The sequence below is a fragment of the Pannonibacter carbonis genome (genome assembly GCF_003012935.1).
Lineage (GTDB): Bacteria > Pseudomonadota > Alphaproteobacteria > Rhizobiales > Stappiaceae > Pannonibacter > Pannonibacter carbonis.
In genome coordinates this window covers 1-16,100 of record NZ_PUDR01000010.1, presented here as the reverse complement: position 1 = coordinate 16,100, position 16,100 = coordinate 1, and the positions used below count along the sequence as shown (strand labels likewise).

11 protein-coding genes and 1 tRNA gene are annotated in these 16,100 nt (G+C 63.5%); 4 read left to right on the top strand and 8 right to left on the bottom strand.

Annotated elements, in window-relative coordinates; all coding sequences use genetic code 11:
• The first annotated feature begins 58 nt into the window (after nucleotides 1-58).
• Nucleotides 59-1,330 carry a cation:proton antiporter gene (locus C8348_RS14535; RefSeq protein WP_106754084.1) on the top strand — a complete coding sequence of 424 codons (1,272 nt, stop codon included), beginning with the start codon at nucleotides 59-61 and terminating at the stop codon, nucleotides 1,328-1,330.
• A 457-nt stretch (nucleotides 1,331-1,787) separates the two neighbouring features.
• Here the strand turns inward: C8348_RS14535 and guaA are convergent, their stop codons facing one another.
• Together guaA and C8348_RS14525 are read right to left on the bottom strand one after the other, a co-directional pair.
• The gene (gene guaA, locus C8348_RS14530) at nucleotides 1,788-3,359 is read right to left on the bottom strand and encodes a glutamine-hydrolyzing GMP synthase (protein ID WP_106754083.1); all 1,572 of its coding nucleotides are present in this window, start codon (nucleotides 3,357-3,359) and stop codon (nucleotides 1,788-1,790) included.
• Between the two features lie 102 nt (nucleotides 3,360-3,461).
• The gene (locus C8348_RS14525) at nucleotides 3,462-3,968 is read right to left on the bottom strand and encodes a MarR family winged helix-turn-helix transcriptional regulator (protein ID WP_106754082.1); all 507 of its coding nucleotides are present in this window, start codon (nucleotides 3,966-3,968) and stop codon (nucleotides 3,462-3,464) included.
• 539 nt (nucleotides 3,969-4,507) lie between these two features.
• On the opposite strand from C8348_RS14525, the gene C8348_RS14520 reads away from it, so the two are divergent.
• Nucleotides 4,508-5,581 carry a tetratricopeptide repeat protein gene (locus C8348_RS14520; protein WP_198647063.1) on the top strand — a complete coding sequence of 358 codons (1,074 nt, stop codon included), beginning with the start codon at nucleotides 4,508-4,510 and terminating at the stop codon, nucleotides 5,579-5,581.
• A 146-nt stretch (nucleotides 5,582-5,727) separates the two neighbouring features.
• Here the strand turns inward: C8348_RS14520 and C8348_RS14515 are convergent, their stop codons facing one another.
• The 4 genes from C8348_RS14515 to C8348_RS22290 all read right to left on the bottom strand — a co-directional run bounded on the left by C8348_RS14515 (nucleotide 5,728) and on the right by C8348_RS22290 (nucleotide 11,116).
• Nucleotides 5,728-7,020, bottom strand: a complete 1,293-nt coding sequence (locus C8348_RS14515) for an RsmB/NOP family class I SAM-dependent RNA methyltransferase (protein ID WP_106754080.1) — start codon at nucleotides 7,018-7,020, stop codon at nucleotides 5,728-5,730.
• Between the two features lie 65 nt (nucleotides 7,021-7,085).
• Nucleotides 7,086-8,588: an IMP dehydrogenase gene (guaB, locus tag C8348_RS14510; RefSeq protein ID WP_106754079.1), complete on the bottom strand. Its 1,503-nt coding sequence runs from the start codon at nucleotides 8,586-8,588 to the stop codon at nucleotides 7,086-7,088.
• A 183-nt stretch (nucleotides 8,589-8,771) separates the two neighbouring features.
• Entirely contained in the window at nucleotides 8,772-9,509 is a 738-nt protein-coding gene (locus C8348_RS14505) for an RlmE family RNA methyltransferase (protein ID WP_106754078.1), read from the bottom strand.
• Complete coding sequence (locus C8348_RS22290) at nucleotides 9,506-11,116, bottom strand: Ppx/GppA phosphatase family protein (protein ID WP_425270824.1); 1,611 nt, start codon at nucleotides 11,114-11,116, stop codon at nucleotides 9,506-9,508. Before C8348_RS22290 ends, C8348_RS14505 begins: the two co-directional genes overlap by 4 nt.
• 696 nt (nucleotides 11,117-11,812) lie before the next feature.
• On the opposite strand from C8348_RS22290, the gene C8348_RS14495 reads away from it, so the two are divergent.
• Nucleotides 11,813-11,886, top strand: a tRNA-Gln gene (locus C8348_RS14495).
• Nucleotides 11,887-12,026: 140 nt separating this feature from the next.
• A complete protein-coding gene (locus C8348_RS22145; protein ID WP_341871592.1) occupies nucleotides 12,027-14,099 on the top strand; it encodes a DUF6538 domain-containing protein in 2,073 nt (690 codons plus the stop codon).
• A gap of 292 nt (nucleotides 14,100-14,391) precedes the next feature.
• On the opposite strand, the gene C8348_RS14485 is transcribed toward C8348_RS22145, so the two are convergent.
• Both C8348_RS14485 and C8348_RS22630 read right to left on the bottom strand, forming a co-directional pair.
• Nucleotides 14,392-16,014, bottom strand: coding sequence for an AAA family ATPase (locus C8348_RS14485; protein WP_106754077.1), 1,623 nt, complete (start codon nucleotides 16,012-16,014; stop codon nucleotides 14,392-14,394).
• Entirely contained in the window at nucleotides 15,990-16,097 is a 108-nt protein-coding gene (locus C8348_RS22630) for a hypothetical protein (protein ID WP_482811895.1), read from the bottom strand. Before C8348_RS22630 ends, C8348_RS14485 begins: the two co-directional genes overlap by 25 nt.
• Nucleotides 16,098-16,100 lie beyond the last annotated feature (3 nt).

Genomic DNA, 16,100 nt, shown 5'->3' with positions numbered 1-16,100 from the left:
CCCGCAATTCGGATGCCGGGGGATACCCGGCATCGCGCTTCCCTGCCCGGAGTCAGACATGCAGATCCCGATCACCGAACTGTTTCTCATGGCCCTGCTGGTGATCTTCACCCTGCCCTATCTGGCCTGGCGCCTGCTCGGGCAGCGCAGCTGGGCGCCGCTGGTCGTGGTGCAGATCGTCGGCGGCATCCTGCTCGGGCCCGGCGTTCTGGGCGCGGCACTGCCGGAGGTCTACACGCTGGTCTTCACGGACAAGGTCATCACCGCCCTCAACGGCATCGCCTGGTGGGCTGTGATGATGTTCATCTGGATTGCTGGTATCGAACTCGACTTGCACGAAGCCTGGGCAAAGCGGAGGGAAACAGGCACAGTCGCCTTGCTCGCGCTCATCGTTCCGCTGGGGCTTGGGGCCGGGGCTGCCGCCATGCTGCTGGCCACGGACGGCTGGATCGGACCCGGCGGAGCCTACTGGCAGGTGCTGCTCGGCATCGGAATGGCCTGTGCCGTGACCGCGCTGCCGATCCTGGTCCTGTTCATGGAGAACATGGACATCCTGCGCTCGAACCTTGGCCAGCGCATCCTCAGGTATGCCAGCCTTGATGACGTGGCCATCTGGGCCGTTCTGGCCTTGATCCTGCTCGACTGGGAGCGGGTAACGCGACAGGCCGGCTTCCTGCTCGTCTTCATCCCCGCCGCCCTCCTCGCCCGCAGGATTATTGCCGCGTCCGGAGAGCGGGACCGCTGGATCCTCGGGCTGATCTGGCTGATTGCCTGCGGCCTTGCGGCCAACTGGGCCGGGCTGCATTACATGGTCCGTGCCTTCCTCTCCGGCGCCGTGCTGGACAGCCGCTGGTACAAGCTGGAGCACATGGACGCCTTCCGAGGGACGGTCCTGATGACGGTGATGCCGGTGTTCTTCCTGTCGACCGGCCTGCGAACGAGCTGGGACATGGGCGGCGTCGGCGTGCTGGCCGCCGCAGGGCTCCTGCTCGTCGCCTCCGTCTCCGGCAAGCTGATCGGCGTGCAGATCGCCGGCCGGCTGCTGCGCTGGGAACCGGGCGAAGCGTCGATCATAGGCTGGCTGCTCCAGACCAAAGCCCTGATCATGATCATCTTCGCCAACATCCTGCTCGACAAAGAGATCATCACCTCGACGACCTTCACCGCCCTGCTACTGATGGCCGTCGGCTCGACCATGCTGACGATGCCGGTCGTCTCCCCCCTGCTCTCCCGCTACCGCAACATCCGCGGCAAGACCGAAGATCTGGTACCCGTAGAAGCCGGCGCGCCGGCAGCCCGGCCGCTCGCGATCCAGCAGGGCAACGGCTAAGGCTACACCGGACAGAAATCCTTTCATTCGGCGGCAAACGTGCGCTGCCGGATGGGGATAATGACCGCAATCACAGCGTCAACCGCCACGGCCCACGGTCCTGTATAACTTGTCTTTTGATTTCAGCGCTTTGATGACGGCATCCGCGCCCGCCAAATCGGTCAAAATTGACCGGAGGGCGCCCCATTACAATATCAGGCCCCAAATGGACCTACCGGCAGGCGTTTTCTAGCTTTCTCAGCATGTTAAGCGAAAAATAGACCGTCAGACGCTCACTAGCGTCTGACGGTCTATGCGGTTTTCGGCGGAGACAAGGTGCACCATAGCATCAGCCACACCGACACTCCGGAGGCAAACCCGGCGATAGATGACAAAAGGCTGCGAGATCCTCAGCTATACATTTCGGCTCGTGTTCCGCATTCCGGCATAAGGTCGGATACCCCCCGATAAGCCTGAATCATTCCCACTCGATGGTGCCCGGGGGCTTCGAGGTGATGTCGTAGGTGACGCGGTTGATGCCTTCGACCTCGTTGATGATGCGGGTCGCGGTTTCGCCGAGGAACTCGTGCGTGAACGGGTAGTAGTCCGCCGTCATGCCGTCGACGGAGGTCACGGCCCGGAGCGCGCAGGCAAAGTCGTACGTGCGTCCGTCGCCCATCACACCAACGGTGCGCACGGGCAGGATCGCGACAAACGCCTGCCAGATCTCGTCATAGAGACCGTGCTTGCGGATCTGGTCGATATAGACCGCATCCGCCTTGCGCAGGATGGCGAGCTTCTCGCGGGTGATCTCGCCCGGGCAGCGGATGGCGAGGCCCGGCCCCGGGAACGGGTGACGGCCGATGAACTTCTCCGGCAGCCCCAGCTCGCGGCCAAGCGCACGAACCTCGTCCTTGAACAGCTCGCGCAGCGGCTCGACCAGTTTCAGGCCCATCTTTTCCGGCAGTCCGCCGACATTGTGATGGCTCTTGATCGTCACCGACGGGCCGCCCGAGAAGCTCACGCTCTCGATCACGTCCGGATAGAGCGTGCCCTGCGCCAGGAACTCGGCGCCATCAATCGAGTTGGCGTGTTTCTGGAACACGTCAATGAACAGCTTGCCGATGGTCTTGCGCTTCACTTCCGGGTCCGACACGCCTTCCAGCGCGCCGAGGAACAGCTCCTGCTCATCCGCGTGAATGAGACGGATGTTGTAGTTGTCCCGGAACATGGTGACGACTTCTTCCGCCTCGCCCTGGCGCAGAAGACCGTGATCGACGAAGACGCAAGTCAGCTGGTCGCCGATGGCCTCATGGATCAGCACGGCCGCAACCGAGCTGTCGACGCCGCCGGAGAGGCCGCAGATCACTTGTCTGTCGCCAACCTGGGCGCGGATCTTGGCAATCGCGTCCTCGCGGTAGGCGCCCATGGTCCAGTCGCCGGAGAAGCCGGCCAGACGGACGAAATTCTCGTAAAGCTTCTTGCCATTCGGCGTGTGGTGCACCTCCGGGTGGAACTGCACCGCATAGAAATTGCGCGAGGTATCGGCCGTGATGGCATAGGGCGCGTTCGGCGACACGCCATAGACCTCGAAGCCCGGCGCGATCTTGCTGACGTGGTCGCCGTGGCTCATCCAGACCTGTTCGCGCTCGCCTTCGAACCAGCCGTCGAGCAGCGGCAGCTTGTCGCCAGCGGGCGTGACGAAGGCGCGGCCGAATTCAGCCGTGCCGCCACCGCCGGAGATCTTGCCGCCTTCGACCATGCCGCCGAGGTCCTGCATCATGGTCTGCTGACCATAGCAGATGCCGAGGATCGGCACGCCGAGTGTGTAGACCGACTGCGGCGGGCGGGGCGAGCCCGCGCGGGTCACCGAATCCGGCCCGCCCGAGAAGATCACGGCCTTCGGGGCGAACGCGGCGAGAAAGGCGTCGGTGACCTTCTGATACGGATGGATTTCGCAGTAGACATTCAGCTCGCGCAGACGCCGGGCGATGAGCTGCGTCACCTGCGAGCCAAAGTCGATGATGAGGAGGCGATCATGCTGTGTCATGGGCAGCTTCTACTCTGACATCTGACGGATTTGAACCGGATTCTTGACGTCTGCAACAGGCAAACCGCGCAGGCGCGCCTGCCCTGGCCTGACCTGTCGCGTTCAGGCGCCATCCTTGGTCTGCAAGGCCGCCAGCAGACTGGCCAGCCGGATGCGATCCGACGCGCCCAGCCCTTTGAATATCTCGCCTTCGAGCGGCCCCAGCTTGTGTCCGATTTCCCCGGCCAGATCCCGCCCGGCCTTGGTCGGCTTCAGCACGACCAGCCGGCGGTCCTGCCGGTTTTCGGTTTTCTTCAGCAGCTTTCGGTCCGTCAGCCGCATGGCCGCGCGGCTGATGGCGACCGCATCCAGCCCGGTCCGCGCGCCCAGGTCCCGGACAGACCCCTCCCCTGTCTCGATCAGTGCCGACAGGACCAGCCATTCCGGCAAGGCGATGCCATGATCGCCCTGCAGCGCCTTCACCAGGCGCCGCTCGACGAGGCGAGCCGTGGCCAGGATCTTCAGCGGCAGGAAATTGTCGAGCCCGATCGCCGGCTCGCTGTCGAACAGGCTGACCTGTGCCGGGGCGCTTGTCGCCCCCGCTGCCGATTTGCCGCCCTTGGCCGCCATCCTTGTCTCCCCCGGGCTGTCCCGGTTACCATCCTGGTCACATTTCCGGACATCACGCCTGCCCAACGCAAGCAACCAAGCCGGATACAGCCCATGTCATATCAATTTCACTTCAAGTGAAAAGATCTTGCGCGTCGCAGTTCCAGCTCCTCCACAGCTTTCACGGGCATCGCGAGCCACCGACTATCCCATAGCGAGGGCAGCTTTTGACCCGGGGCACCAGACTGGATATGGTTACCGCACACGCGGCAAGGACGATTCGGTCTGAGTTCCAGGGCAATGCACAGGCACTCGGGGCAGGCACACAGCTGCGGTCAGGTGTAGTACCGCCGGCAGACCCGGCTCTGCAGACAGGTCCCAGGCCCGATTAAGAGGGGAAACGGTCCTTCGCCATGACTACGGCCGACATGTCCACAACAGAGGTTGCGCGCGCAGCGGACAGCGCTGCCGAGACGTGTCCGTCAAAAGGCCGGACAGATCCAGAAACTCGGACTGCTGCCGAACTTGCCTTGGAAGCTCAGGCAGCGACCATACCTCCCGTGCCGAGCCTCGAAAGCGCGCGCCGATCCCAGGAGGAGGTCGAGGACGCCTATCTTCAGGCGACCGAAGCCATGCGCAATGGTCAGCTCGAGGACGCTGCGGCGCAATTGCGCAAGATCCTCTTTGCCCATCCCGATCACACCCGCGCCCGCGCCAACCTTGGCAACTGCCAGTTCCTGCTGGGAGATCTGACCAATGCGGAGGCTGCATTTCGTGCCGCTCTTGCAGAGGATGCGGACAATCACAATGCTCTTTACGGCCTGGCCAGCATCCTGATCCGGCAAGACAATCTGGACGAGGCGCAGGGACTTGCGGCGCGGCTCGCTGCCTTGATGCCGGAAAGTGCGCCGGCGCTCACCCTGCTCGGCGATGCAACGACGACCGATCCTCGTCCGGGCACCGCCATTGCGGCCTATCGAGCAGCCCTGCGCATCGACGAAGGCTATGCCCCTGCCCTCACCGGCCTGTCGCGTCTCATGCTGAAACGCAGTCGTCTTGACGAGGCGCGCGACCTGGCCGAGCGGGCCACCCTGTCCGGAGCCGTTTCGGCCGAGGCCTTCACCTGCCTGGCGGACGTCCTGGCAGCCCAGGGCGATCTCCTTTCGGCCCGCAATGCCTATGAGACGTCGCTGCGCCTCGAGCCCGGGGATGCCGGGGTCAAGGTTCGACTGTCGCTGCTTGCCCGCAAGGCGGGCGACTTGCGCGCGGCCTTGCGACATGCCGACGACGCCTGGACCGATCAGAGCGACAACCGCGATGCCGGAAATGCGGTCGGGGCGGCTCTTGCCGCCATGGGCGAACGCCTGGCCGCCCGTGAAATCCTGACTGCCATTGCCAATGGCCGCAGCGTGCCGGACTGGGTTCGCGATGTCATTGAACGTCACCGCACCGTGCCCATGCCGGACCTTGTCTGGTCGCCGCATGCAACGGCTCCCTCGGTTCTGGGGAATGATCCTGACGACGACGGGGTAGAACTGCCCCCCTTGCAGTCCGAGGCCCATATGGCAGCGCCAGACACCGCTGAGGACGAAGGCGCTACAGGTATCGACGCGGCTGAGACGCATCAAGGCTGATCCGGGTCAAACCGGAGCGACAACCGGCACCTCAGTTCATGACGTGCCATCGACCGCAGCTTCTGCCGCCTGCGCCGGCTTCGTGCTTGCCTCACAAGTTCCAAAATCGAAACGCGGCGTTCAAGGCCGCGCTCGCTCGTCAAAAATCAGACCGTCCGGGCCACAACCGAAAGGAAGAAGCCGTCCGTATCTGTGGAGGCAGGTGTCAGCAGGACATGACCTTCCGGGCTGACGTGAGCAGGCATCGGCTTGCCCGGCAGCGCTGCAGCAAATGCACTCGCCGCAGACCTCCGGGCAAAGCGCGCGTCCCGGGCAAGGAAGGCCTCGATCTGGCCGCGGTTTTCCGCATCCAGGATCGAACAGGTGGCATAGACCAGCCGGCCGCCCGGCTTGACGAATCGGGCCGCCGCATCCAGCACCCGTGCCTGTTCCTCGATCCGGTCAGCAAGGGCCTTCTCGCTGAGACGCCACTTGGAATCCGGCCGCCGGCGCCAGACGCCGGTTCCCGTGCAAGGCGCGTCGACGAAAACGAGGTCCATCTGACCTTCCAGATCCTCAAGCGTTCCCGTTCGCGGATCGCGGACCTGCACATTGCGGGCGCCGGCGCGGGCCAGCCGCTCATGGATCGGGGCCAGCCGCAGACGATCATTGTCATAGGCATAGATCTGGCCGCGGTTTTCCATCAGGGCTGCCAGCGCCAGCGTCTTGCCGCCGCCACCAGCACAGAAATCCAGCACCTGTTCACCCGGCTTTGCCCCAGCCACCAGGGCCGCGATCTGGCTTGCCTCGTCCTGCAGTTCGAACCAGCCCTTGCGATAGCCTTCCTCGGCCTGCACATGCGGCAGACGCGCCGCACCCGGCTTCGGCTCGACCCTGAGGCCGAACGGCGACAGCGCCGTTTCCTTCAGCTCGATATGGGCGAGGCGCTTGAGGACCTTGTCCCGTGACGCCTTCAGCGTGTTGGCGCGCATGTCGATGGGGGCCCGGCGCGCCAGTGCCTGGCCTTCGGCGACGGCGTTGTCGCCAAGCGCGGCGGCAAAGGCCGGCCAAAGCCATTCCGGCACGTCTGCGGCGATGGCATCGGGCGCCGCGTCCGCACGCGGCGTGGTCAGCGCGGCCTTTTCGGCTTCGCTCAACGCCTCCGGCGCATGCCGGTCATCGGCCATCACCTCTTCCAGCCGCGCCAGACCCTGCTGCCAGTTGAGCGCGTAAGTCGCCAGCGCCAGCGCACGGGCACTGCTGTCCTGCATCTGCCAGCCGAGGCTCTGCTTGTGCCGCAGGGCATCGAACACCAGGTTGCCGATGATCGTACGATCTCCAGACCCGGCAAAACGGTGGGCGTTGCCCCAGTCCTTCAGCGCATCCTGCACCGGGCGGCGGCGGCTTTCCACCTCGCCCAGCACTTCGATGGCCGCGGCGATCCGTCCACCATCTTTCATGTCATTGCTCCAGTGTTTCAGGCGGGCACCACGGCGCCCATCCCGGTCACCTGTGGCTCTACCCGTCAGATATTTGTCGGATAGTTCGGGCTTTCACGCGTGATTGTCACGTCATGGGCATGGCTTTCCCGCAGGCCAGCGCCGGAGATGCGCACGAACCGCGCCTTCTCCTGAAATTCCGGCAGCGTCTTGGCGCCAACGTAGCCCATCGCCGCCCGCAGGCCACCGGCCAGCTGATGCAGCACGCTGGACAGCGGGCCCTTGTAGGGCACCTGCCCCTCGATGCCTTCGGGAACCAGCTTCAGGGCATCGCGCACTTCCGCCTGGAAGTAGCGATCCGCCGAGCCGCGCGCCATTGCACCGACCGAGCCCATGCCGCGGTAGGACTTGTAGGACCGGCCCTGGTGCAGATAGACCTCGCCCGGGCTTTCCTCGGTTCCGGCCAGCAGCGATCCGATCATGGCACCGGCAGCGCCGGCCGCCAGGGCCTTCGCCAGATCGCCGGAATACTTGATCCCGCCGTCGGCGATGATCGGCACGTTATGCTTGGCCGCCTCGTCGCAGGCTTCGAGAATGGCAGTGAGTTGCGGCACGCCGACACCGGCCACAATGCGGGTGGTGCAGATCGAGCCCGGCCCGATGCCGACCTTCACGGCGTCAGCCCCAGCATCAATCAGCGCCTTGGTGGCCTCACGGGTGGCGACATTGCCGGCAAGCACCTGCACGGTGTTCGACATCTTCTTCACTTCGTTGACCATCGCCAGCACGCGGGCCGAATGGCCGTGAGCGGTGTCGACCACCAGAAGATCGACGCCAGCGTCCATCAGGCGCTCGGCGCGCTGCATACCCTCGTCGCCGACGGAGGTCGCGGCGGCAACGCGCAGGCGGCCTTGGTCGTCCTTCGAGGCATTCGGGTTCAGTTGCGCCTTCTCGATGTCCTTCACCGTGACCAGGCCGATACAGGTGTACGTATCATCGACCACCAGGAGCTTTTCGATCCGGTGCTGGTGCAGCAGGCGCTTGGCCTCTTCCTGGCTCACCGTGTCCCGCACGGTGATAAGGTTCTCGCGGGTCATCAGTTCGAAGACCGGCTGATCCGGATTGGTGGCAAAGCGTACGTCGCGGTTGGTCAGGACACCCACGAGCCGGCCGGTCAACTGGCCGCCGAGGCCGCCGTTCTCGACCACCGGGATGCCGGAAATGCCATAGGCCTTCATCAGGTCCAGCGCATCCTTCAAGGTCGCGTCCGGCCCGATGACGACCGGGTTCACCACCATGCCGCTTTCAAACTTCTTCACCTGGCGCACCTGCTCGGCCTGCTGGTCAAGGCTGAGATTGCGGTGAATGACGCCAATGCCGCCGGCCTGCGCCATCGCAATGGCCAAACGCGCCTCGGTGACGGTGTCCATGGCGGAGGACAGGATCGGCAGGTTCAGCTCAATCGACCGGGTAACGCGGGTGCGCAGGTCGGTATGCGCCGGCATGACCTCGGAGTGCCCCGGGATCAGCAGCACATCGTCGAAGGTGAGCGCCTCTGCGCCTGTTGCCGGAACGAAAAAAGTGGCCATTGCCAAATCCCCTGTTGAGAAAGCCCGAAATCCGCCATCCCTTGCCGGGGATGACGGCGACGAAGTGTGCTTCGGCGTTGCCGGAGAAGTTGGCGCGGGTGAATAACACGCAGGTGACACCTTGAAAAGATCAAAGCGCCATCAGTCCCGGATTGCAGTTAAGACCCCGCCAATTGGACAGGCTCACATGTCCTCGTCGTCGCCGCGTCCAAAGACAGTGCCAGGGGCACTTTTACCGCGGAAACCCTTGGCAACGACGTAAAGTTCCGGGCTTTCCTTACGACTGGCGGGCGGCTTGAGATGGGCGACCGAAACGAAATCGCGCTTCAGCAGCGCCAGAAGCTGCCCCTCTGTCCCGCCCCGGAACACCTTCGCCAGGAACGCGCCACCAGGGGCAAGGTTCTCCAGCGCAAACTGGATCGCCACCTCGAACAGGTGAGTCGTGCGCAGGTGATCGGTCTGCCGGTGCCCCGTCGTCGGTGCCGCCATGTCTGACAGCACCACATCAGGCTTGTGCCCGCCAAGCGCGGCGAGCAGAGCATCCGGCGCATCTTCGTCAAGGAAGTCCTTCTTGAGAAAGGTCACGCCCGGAATATGGTCCATGTCGAGATAGTCGATGCCGACGACGGTGGGGGTGTCCGGCGAGGACACGACCCGGTCGACTGCGATCTGGCACCATCCGCCGGGCGCTGCCCCAAGGTCAACAACCCGGGCGCCAGGCTTCAGGAGGCCCAGCTTGTCGTCGATCTCGATCAGCTTGTAGGCCGCCCGCGAGCGGTAACCGTCCATCTTGGACCGGCGCACATAGGGGTCGTTGAGATGGCGTTCGAGCCAGCGGGTCGAGGACACCGTCCGCTTGGCCGCCGTCTTGACGCGCACATGCAGGCCGCGCTCGCCTGAACCGCGTTTGCCGTCGGTCATGTCTTTCCTTTCTGCCCCCGCTGGGGCCGGTTGCCGCGCGACCAGACGCCGTCGGCAGCCATCAGTTCCGTCAGAATTCCCTCGCGCAGGCCCCGGTCCGCAACCCGCAGCCGCGAGCAGGTCCAGCGCCGACGGATGGCCTCGAGAATGGCGCAACCGGCCAGCACCAGATCGGCCCGGTCCGCCCCGATGCAAGGATTGTCGATCCGCTCGTCATAGGACATCGCCCTCAGCTTCTCGATCATCGCCGCGACATCCTCATCGGCCAGCCAGGCGCCATCCACCCGCCGCCGGTCATAACGCCTGAGACCAAAATGTACCCCGGCCAGCGTTGTCACCGTGCCGGAGGTGCCCAGCATATGCACCTGTCCGGCATCGATCGCCTCATTCAAGGCAGACCCGACGGCAAAGCCCTGCAGATGCTCGGAGACATCATTGACCATGTCCTCGAAGATCTCGTGCGTCACATGCATGCCGCCATGGCGTTCGGCGAGATTGACAACACCCACGGGCAACGAGGTCCAGGCCCGGATGAAACGAGTCAGCGCATAGCCTCGCGCGTTGCCCCGGTTGCGCAGGTCCAGCCAGACGATTTCAGATGAGCCGCCGCCGATATCGAACAGCAGCACCCCCTCCGCCTCCCGGTCGACAAGCGTCGCACAGCCGGCGACCGCAAGCCGCGCCTCGGTCTCGCGGTTGACAATCTCCAGCGCCAGCCCGGTTTCCCGCTGTACCCTGGCAATGAATTCTTCGCCGTTGCCAGCAGCCCGGCAGGCCTCGGTGGCGATCAGCCGGAACCGCGAGACGCCCCGCTCGACCAGCTTGCGCTGGCAATTGTCGAGTGCATCGATGGCCCGGTCCATCGCCGCATCGGACAGCAGCCCGCTGGCGCCAACGCCCTCGCCAAGCCGCACGATGCGCGAGAAGGCATCAACCACCTTGAAGCCGCGCTCTTCCGGGCGGGCGATCAGCAGGCGGCAATTGTTGGTCCCAAGGTCCAGCGCAGCATAAAGCCGGTTGTCGGGCGCGCGGCCAGAAACAGTGGACACACTGCCGGAACTGGCGCCTGGAACGGCACCGGAACCGCGCCACATGCCGTGATCGGGCGCATGCTCCCGGGTGACGTTCCGTCCACCTGCGCCCGCCCGGACCGGCAAAACGGACGACCTTGAGCCGGCGTCCCCCTGAAAACCAGGGGCATGAAAACCAGGGGCCTCAGAACCAGGGACCCGGGAACCAGGGGCAAGAGAACCCTCGGCTTGGTTACCCGGGGTGCCAGGCGCAGCGCTGCCCCCCGCGGGTGCCCCGCCCTGGGAATCGGCGCGAAAATGACCGCTTGGCCGCCCGCGCGCCCGGCGACGCCGGTTGCCCGGGGTATTGTGGCCGGATCCGCCCGAACCGGCGTCCGATGACCGGATCGCCGCGACGCCCAACACCGCCGGATCAGGTCCGGCGAGCAAGGAGACGCCACCAGACCCAGAGGCACTGCCAGAACCAGAGCCAGAGCCAGAAACCGAGCCAGCCGGCTGGGCATGGGCCGATCGCCCCTCGCCCCTGTGCGAGCCAGCCTGCTGCGGACGTTCCGGCTGCTCCTGCCGACCAGTCACAGCAAACGACTTCGCGCCGCCCCGGCGTTTGCCCTGGCGACGTCCTGGCCCGGTTCGGGCTTCTGCGGGCGGCGCAACAGCGCCTGGATCCCCCAGCATGTCGGCCCGGCGCTCCGCCCTGTTGGGTCGGTTGCGCCGTTTGCCCTTCTTTTGCGCCGGACGCGGCGCCGAAGACGTTTCCGCCTGCAGCTTCGGTGCCGGAGCACCGGATTCGCCTCCCCGTCCGCCGCCGGCAGGTCCCTTGCCCTGGCGACGACGCTTCTTGGAACGCGGCCGCCCATTGGCTGCCACGGGAGGCGACGCCGCGCCAGCCTGCCCCCGTCCTGTGCCGGGGGCGTCCTGACCCGAGTCGTCCACTTCGATGTCCTTTTCGCGCAGCCTCAGCCGGATGGGCCGGGCGCGCCTGATCGTGTTGTTGACGAAAGTGTAACAGGTTGCCCCCGCGCACGCAAAGGACACCTGCGGGCCAGCGCTTGCTGCACCGCGAGACAGCGCGGGCCGGCATCTGCGCGAAATGGCGTCACCCGGCTTGCACCGCAAAGCGAGCCGCCCCTTGCGGCGGTCTGGCACCTCACGACTGTCATCCCTCAGTCATCCACAGGCGACAAAACTTTTTGCAAGAGCCTGTTGATCCCGTCCGAACCTGCAGCTATAAGCCCCTCACATCGCGGCGCGGACAGCAGCCGCAGCGTCTACTGGGGAATAGGTTAACGGTAGACCCACGGACTCTGACTCCGTTAGTCCTGGTTCGAATCCAGGTTCCCCAGCCAACGCCCTTCCAAGTTATTGATATCATTGAGATAATCGGATCAAGAAATCCGCATTCTCAGTCGATTTGACCAAGTGATGCCCAAAACTGGTCCCCAGACGTGATGCCCATGAGCGCCGTCTGGCTCAAGGATACTGGGCTATGGCTCGTCGACACGACGTTCAAAATCTCCTTCGCCGTGGAAATATCTGGTACTGGCGCCCTCGCCTCCCGAGTAGCCTTTCTCAATCCGACCTTAACCAGAAGCTGTCATTCAGCCTGAGACAATCGGATCACCACCGGGCACGGTTCATGGCACGCCGCCTGAACACCATGCTCTCAGAAATGAGGTTTCGGCGGAACTTGGGGACATCACGACAAGACGCTCTGAAGGCGCTGTTCAAGGCGGAAATCGATCGCATGTGCGAGATGATGGACGATCTCGTCACCGCGTCAAAAGCGACCGGCACCAGTCACAAGTCCTATCATCTCGAAGCAGACCTGATGAACGGCTGGGCGTTCCGCCTGCTTGAGGTCTTTGGCACGGCGACTGATCTGTCGTTCGACGTTGATTGCCCTGGACGACGACACCTCCTCCAGCACAATGTCCCCGTCGATTTCATTCCGGTCATTGCGGAGACCTACCGACAGGAGCGGCAGTTCGCCCGCACGCACCTGTTCGAAAAACCACTTAAGGACGACATGGGCGACGTCGGCCTCGACGTCACAAGACTCAATATCGAGCGCGCCCGGAGTGAGATCTTCCGTGCCAAGGCGGACGTTCTCCTCAACACGCAATCGCTTTATCCATCGACAGAAAAACCAGAACCGGAGCCAATCGCGCGCGAGCTAATCCCTTGCGATGAGCCACTTTCTCTTCAGCCTGTGCTGGAACCCGCGGCGGTTCATGCCGCAGCTCGGCAAGAGGCTTTGCCCGCCACGTCAGAGCCGCGGACGGTTGAAACCAAGATCATCGAAGACGGGGAAATCGTCGCCGATGAAAGTCCTGCAAATCTGCCTGTCGCCGACTTCCTCGAGAAATTCGACATTCTTCTGCGCAACAAGCGCAAGGAATGGAGACCGGAAACCGCGAGTGACGTCGGTGTTGTCGTACGGATGTTCATAGACATCCTCGTCGAAAACGGTGTTGAGCACTCCGGCCAGATCCGTCAGGCACATCTTGCCGCCCTGCGTGACTATTTCAGCCTTGTTCCGACCAATTACGGCCAGAGCTCAAGACTGCGGTCCTTGTCCGTGCCGGAACTCCGCGCCCTGGGCCAGAAGATGCTTGAAGAGGCGGACGACGACAGCGGCGCCAGGGTCGGTCTGGGTGCGCAGACGATCCGCAAGCATCTGGGCAACCTCCAGACCTTCCGTGACTTTCTGGCCGCACGCGGTCACTCCATTGTTTCATTTGAAATGAAGGGCTTGCGCCCATCGAAGAAGCGCGCCTCGGAACTGGCGTCTCTCACGCCGAAACCCGGGCCGGACAAAACCGAATTGATGTTCCAGATGCCGGTCTTTTCGGGCTGCGTGTCAGAGGTTGAAATGGCTCTGAGCGGCTCCGAGACAATCCATAACTCGCTCTACTTCCTGCCGATGATGCTCGTCTATCTGGGAACGCGCCGGGCCGAAGCCGCCGGACTGACGGTCGACGATGTGGTCAAGACGGCGTCAGGCTGGGCCATCGATATCAAGAGCAATGAAATCCGCAGCCTCAAGACGCCGCAATCAGCCCGCATGCTTCCAGCTCCTCCCGAGATGCTCCGCCTCGGATTTCTGGACTATGTCGAAAAGGTCCGGTCGCTCGGCTATCGGCCGCTCTTCCCCGAACTCTGCAATCCATTCGATCGCAAGAATGCCGATCCGGGCGATCGCTTCTACAAGAATTTCAATCCGCTCTTTGTCGCCAATGCCGCAAAAGGCGGGCCACACTGGCTCCGCGTCCTTCACGCCCTCCGTCACGGGCATGCGGATACACTAAAGCAGAACGGCGTCTCTCCTGAACTGATCGAGGACATTCACGGCCGCGACGGCGCGAGCCAGACAACCATCCGCTACACCAACCCTGCCGGGCTTCCGCTTCTCAAAGACCTCTTGTCACGATATCCGGTCGTGACCGGGCATCTGGAACCAAAGCCGATCCGGCTGCTGAGCTTCGTTGACGCGAAAGAGCCTGCACCTTGGTACGAGGATCCAGTTGGGAAAAGGGGAATGAGGGGGAAGCGGGCTTAGTTCGTGCAATTGCCCGGGTGCTCATTGAGCGTCACTAAGCCCCACTCCGTACGCGGCTACCAGGCCCTTGCGGCCTACATCGCCTAGTTCGCTGCGTCGGGCGATCATCTCCACGAAACGAAGACGTTCCGACGATCGCCCATTGCTCGCTCCACTCATGCGAGCATTTATCGCCCGTCGACCTTGGTTTCAGCTGCATAAAAGTCAAGGATCAGCGCATTAAGCAACGCCGGGGGTGCCCCCCGGCGCTTGTTTTTGTTTTCAATGTCGAGGCCTCGCCGAGCCGGAACGATCACACTGCCGTCCGGTAGTGCTGTTTGGCCCCGGAAATAATCTCCAACACCTCGCTTCCCTGAAGGTCATGACGCTCCAGCAGCGCCTCTACCAAAGCCTGATGGGTCGCTCCCTTCTCCACGAGAATTGTCCGGGCGCCCTCGAAGGCCTTTTCCAGCGTCTCCTCCACCCGGCGCCGCAGTACGCGGTCTCTCAGCAGGAGATCGGGCACGCGGCTCGACCCGCAATTCAGAAGCTGGACGAGACTGTCGCCCAGGCCGACGCTTGCCTCCATTTCGGTTGCCAGCTGTGTTGCGAAGGCAAGATCCGATTGCGGCACACCACCACCACCGTCGGAAAAGGCGCCAAAGATGAGCTCCTCCGCTGCGAGGCCTGCCATATGCACCATCAGCTGCGCTTCATGATCCTTTCGGGTGCTGCATTTCGGCTTCATGATCCGGATTGAAAGTGCTCCGGCCTCTCCGCGGGAACGACTCGGTACGTAATCGGGATAGATCGACAGCCGAACGATTTCACCGTCCCCTACAGCCGCATGTACGACGGCATGTCCAGCTTCGTGCACGGCCATACGTCTCAAGTCCTCAGGATCAAACTGGATCCTCTGCGGCAGAAGAACTGTCAGATCATCAAGGTACAGTGCCCGGCCATTCCTGCGAGCGATCCTCTTAGCGTCACGCACCAGCTTTTCAATATCCGCGCCAGAGCAGCCCTCCATCCGATCAGCGATATCCCGGATCGGCTCGCCGCTGAGACAGCCATTCAAATGCCATTTCAGGATCTGCTCCCTGGCGGCGGCATCCGGCAACGGAATACGGACGGTGCGCTCCAGCCGCCCCGGCCGCAGGAGCGCCGGATCGATCAGGTTAGGGTGATTGCATGCACCGACCACGACGACACCCTCGCGACCGTCGATGCCGTCGAGACATTCCAGCAGACCATTGATCTTCTCGATGATGTAAAGGGCGTTGTCTCCGCGGGCCGTGGCCCGGTCGCCGACAGCGTCGAATTCGTCGATGAAAAGGATGCATGGCGCTTTCTTCTTGGCTTCCGCGAATGAACGGCGCATGGCTTTCAACAGATCGCCCAGATGACCTGCCGCCTGCCATTGAGCCAGCGAGGCAGCTACCAGATTGACGCCGCAACTGTTCGCGAGGGCCTTGGCAAAGGTCGTCTTGCCGGTTCCCGGAGGCCCGGCAACAAGGACGCCACGGTCCACCTCGGACCAAGGCAGCTTTCCGCCTCGCCAATCAGCAAGATCACGCGCCAGCTCCCTGCCCCAGTCTGCGGCCTCACCGAGACCTGCCAGATCCTCCAGACGGAACTCCAACTTGGCGCCCGACTTTTCATCATGAGCCGTCTCTGTCGAAACCGCCTGGAGAACACGGCGCCAGCCTTTTCCCCGAGAAGCGGCGAGCGTCAGGTCAAAGAGCGAGTAGCCGGTGAGCCCCTCAGCTTCATCGAGGCCGACATCCACTCCAACACAATATCTGAAGGCCGCGCGGATATGCTGCGGCGTAGGGATTCCGAGATGAACGACAGCATCCGCAATGATCCGAAACAGGTCCGGGAGATCCTCCTCGGTAAGCGGTGTGCCGGTCACACCTCTGCAGCGAAGTTCCATGGAAGCAGTTCAACGACCTTACCCTGCTGATGGCCGTTGGCGACGGCACTGAGGGTTGAGCTCAGCCAAGCGTGAGGATCCACAGC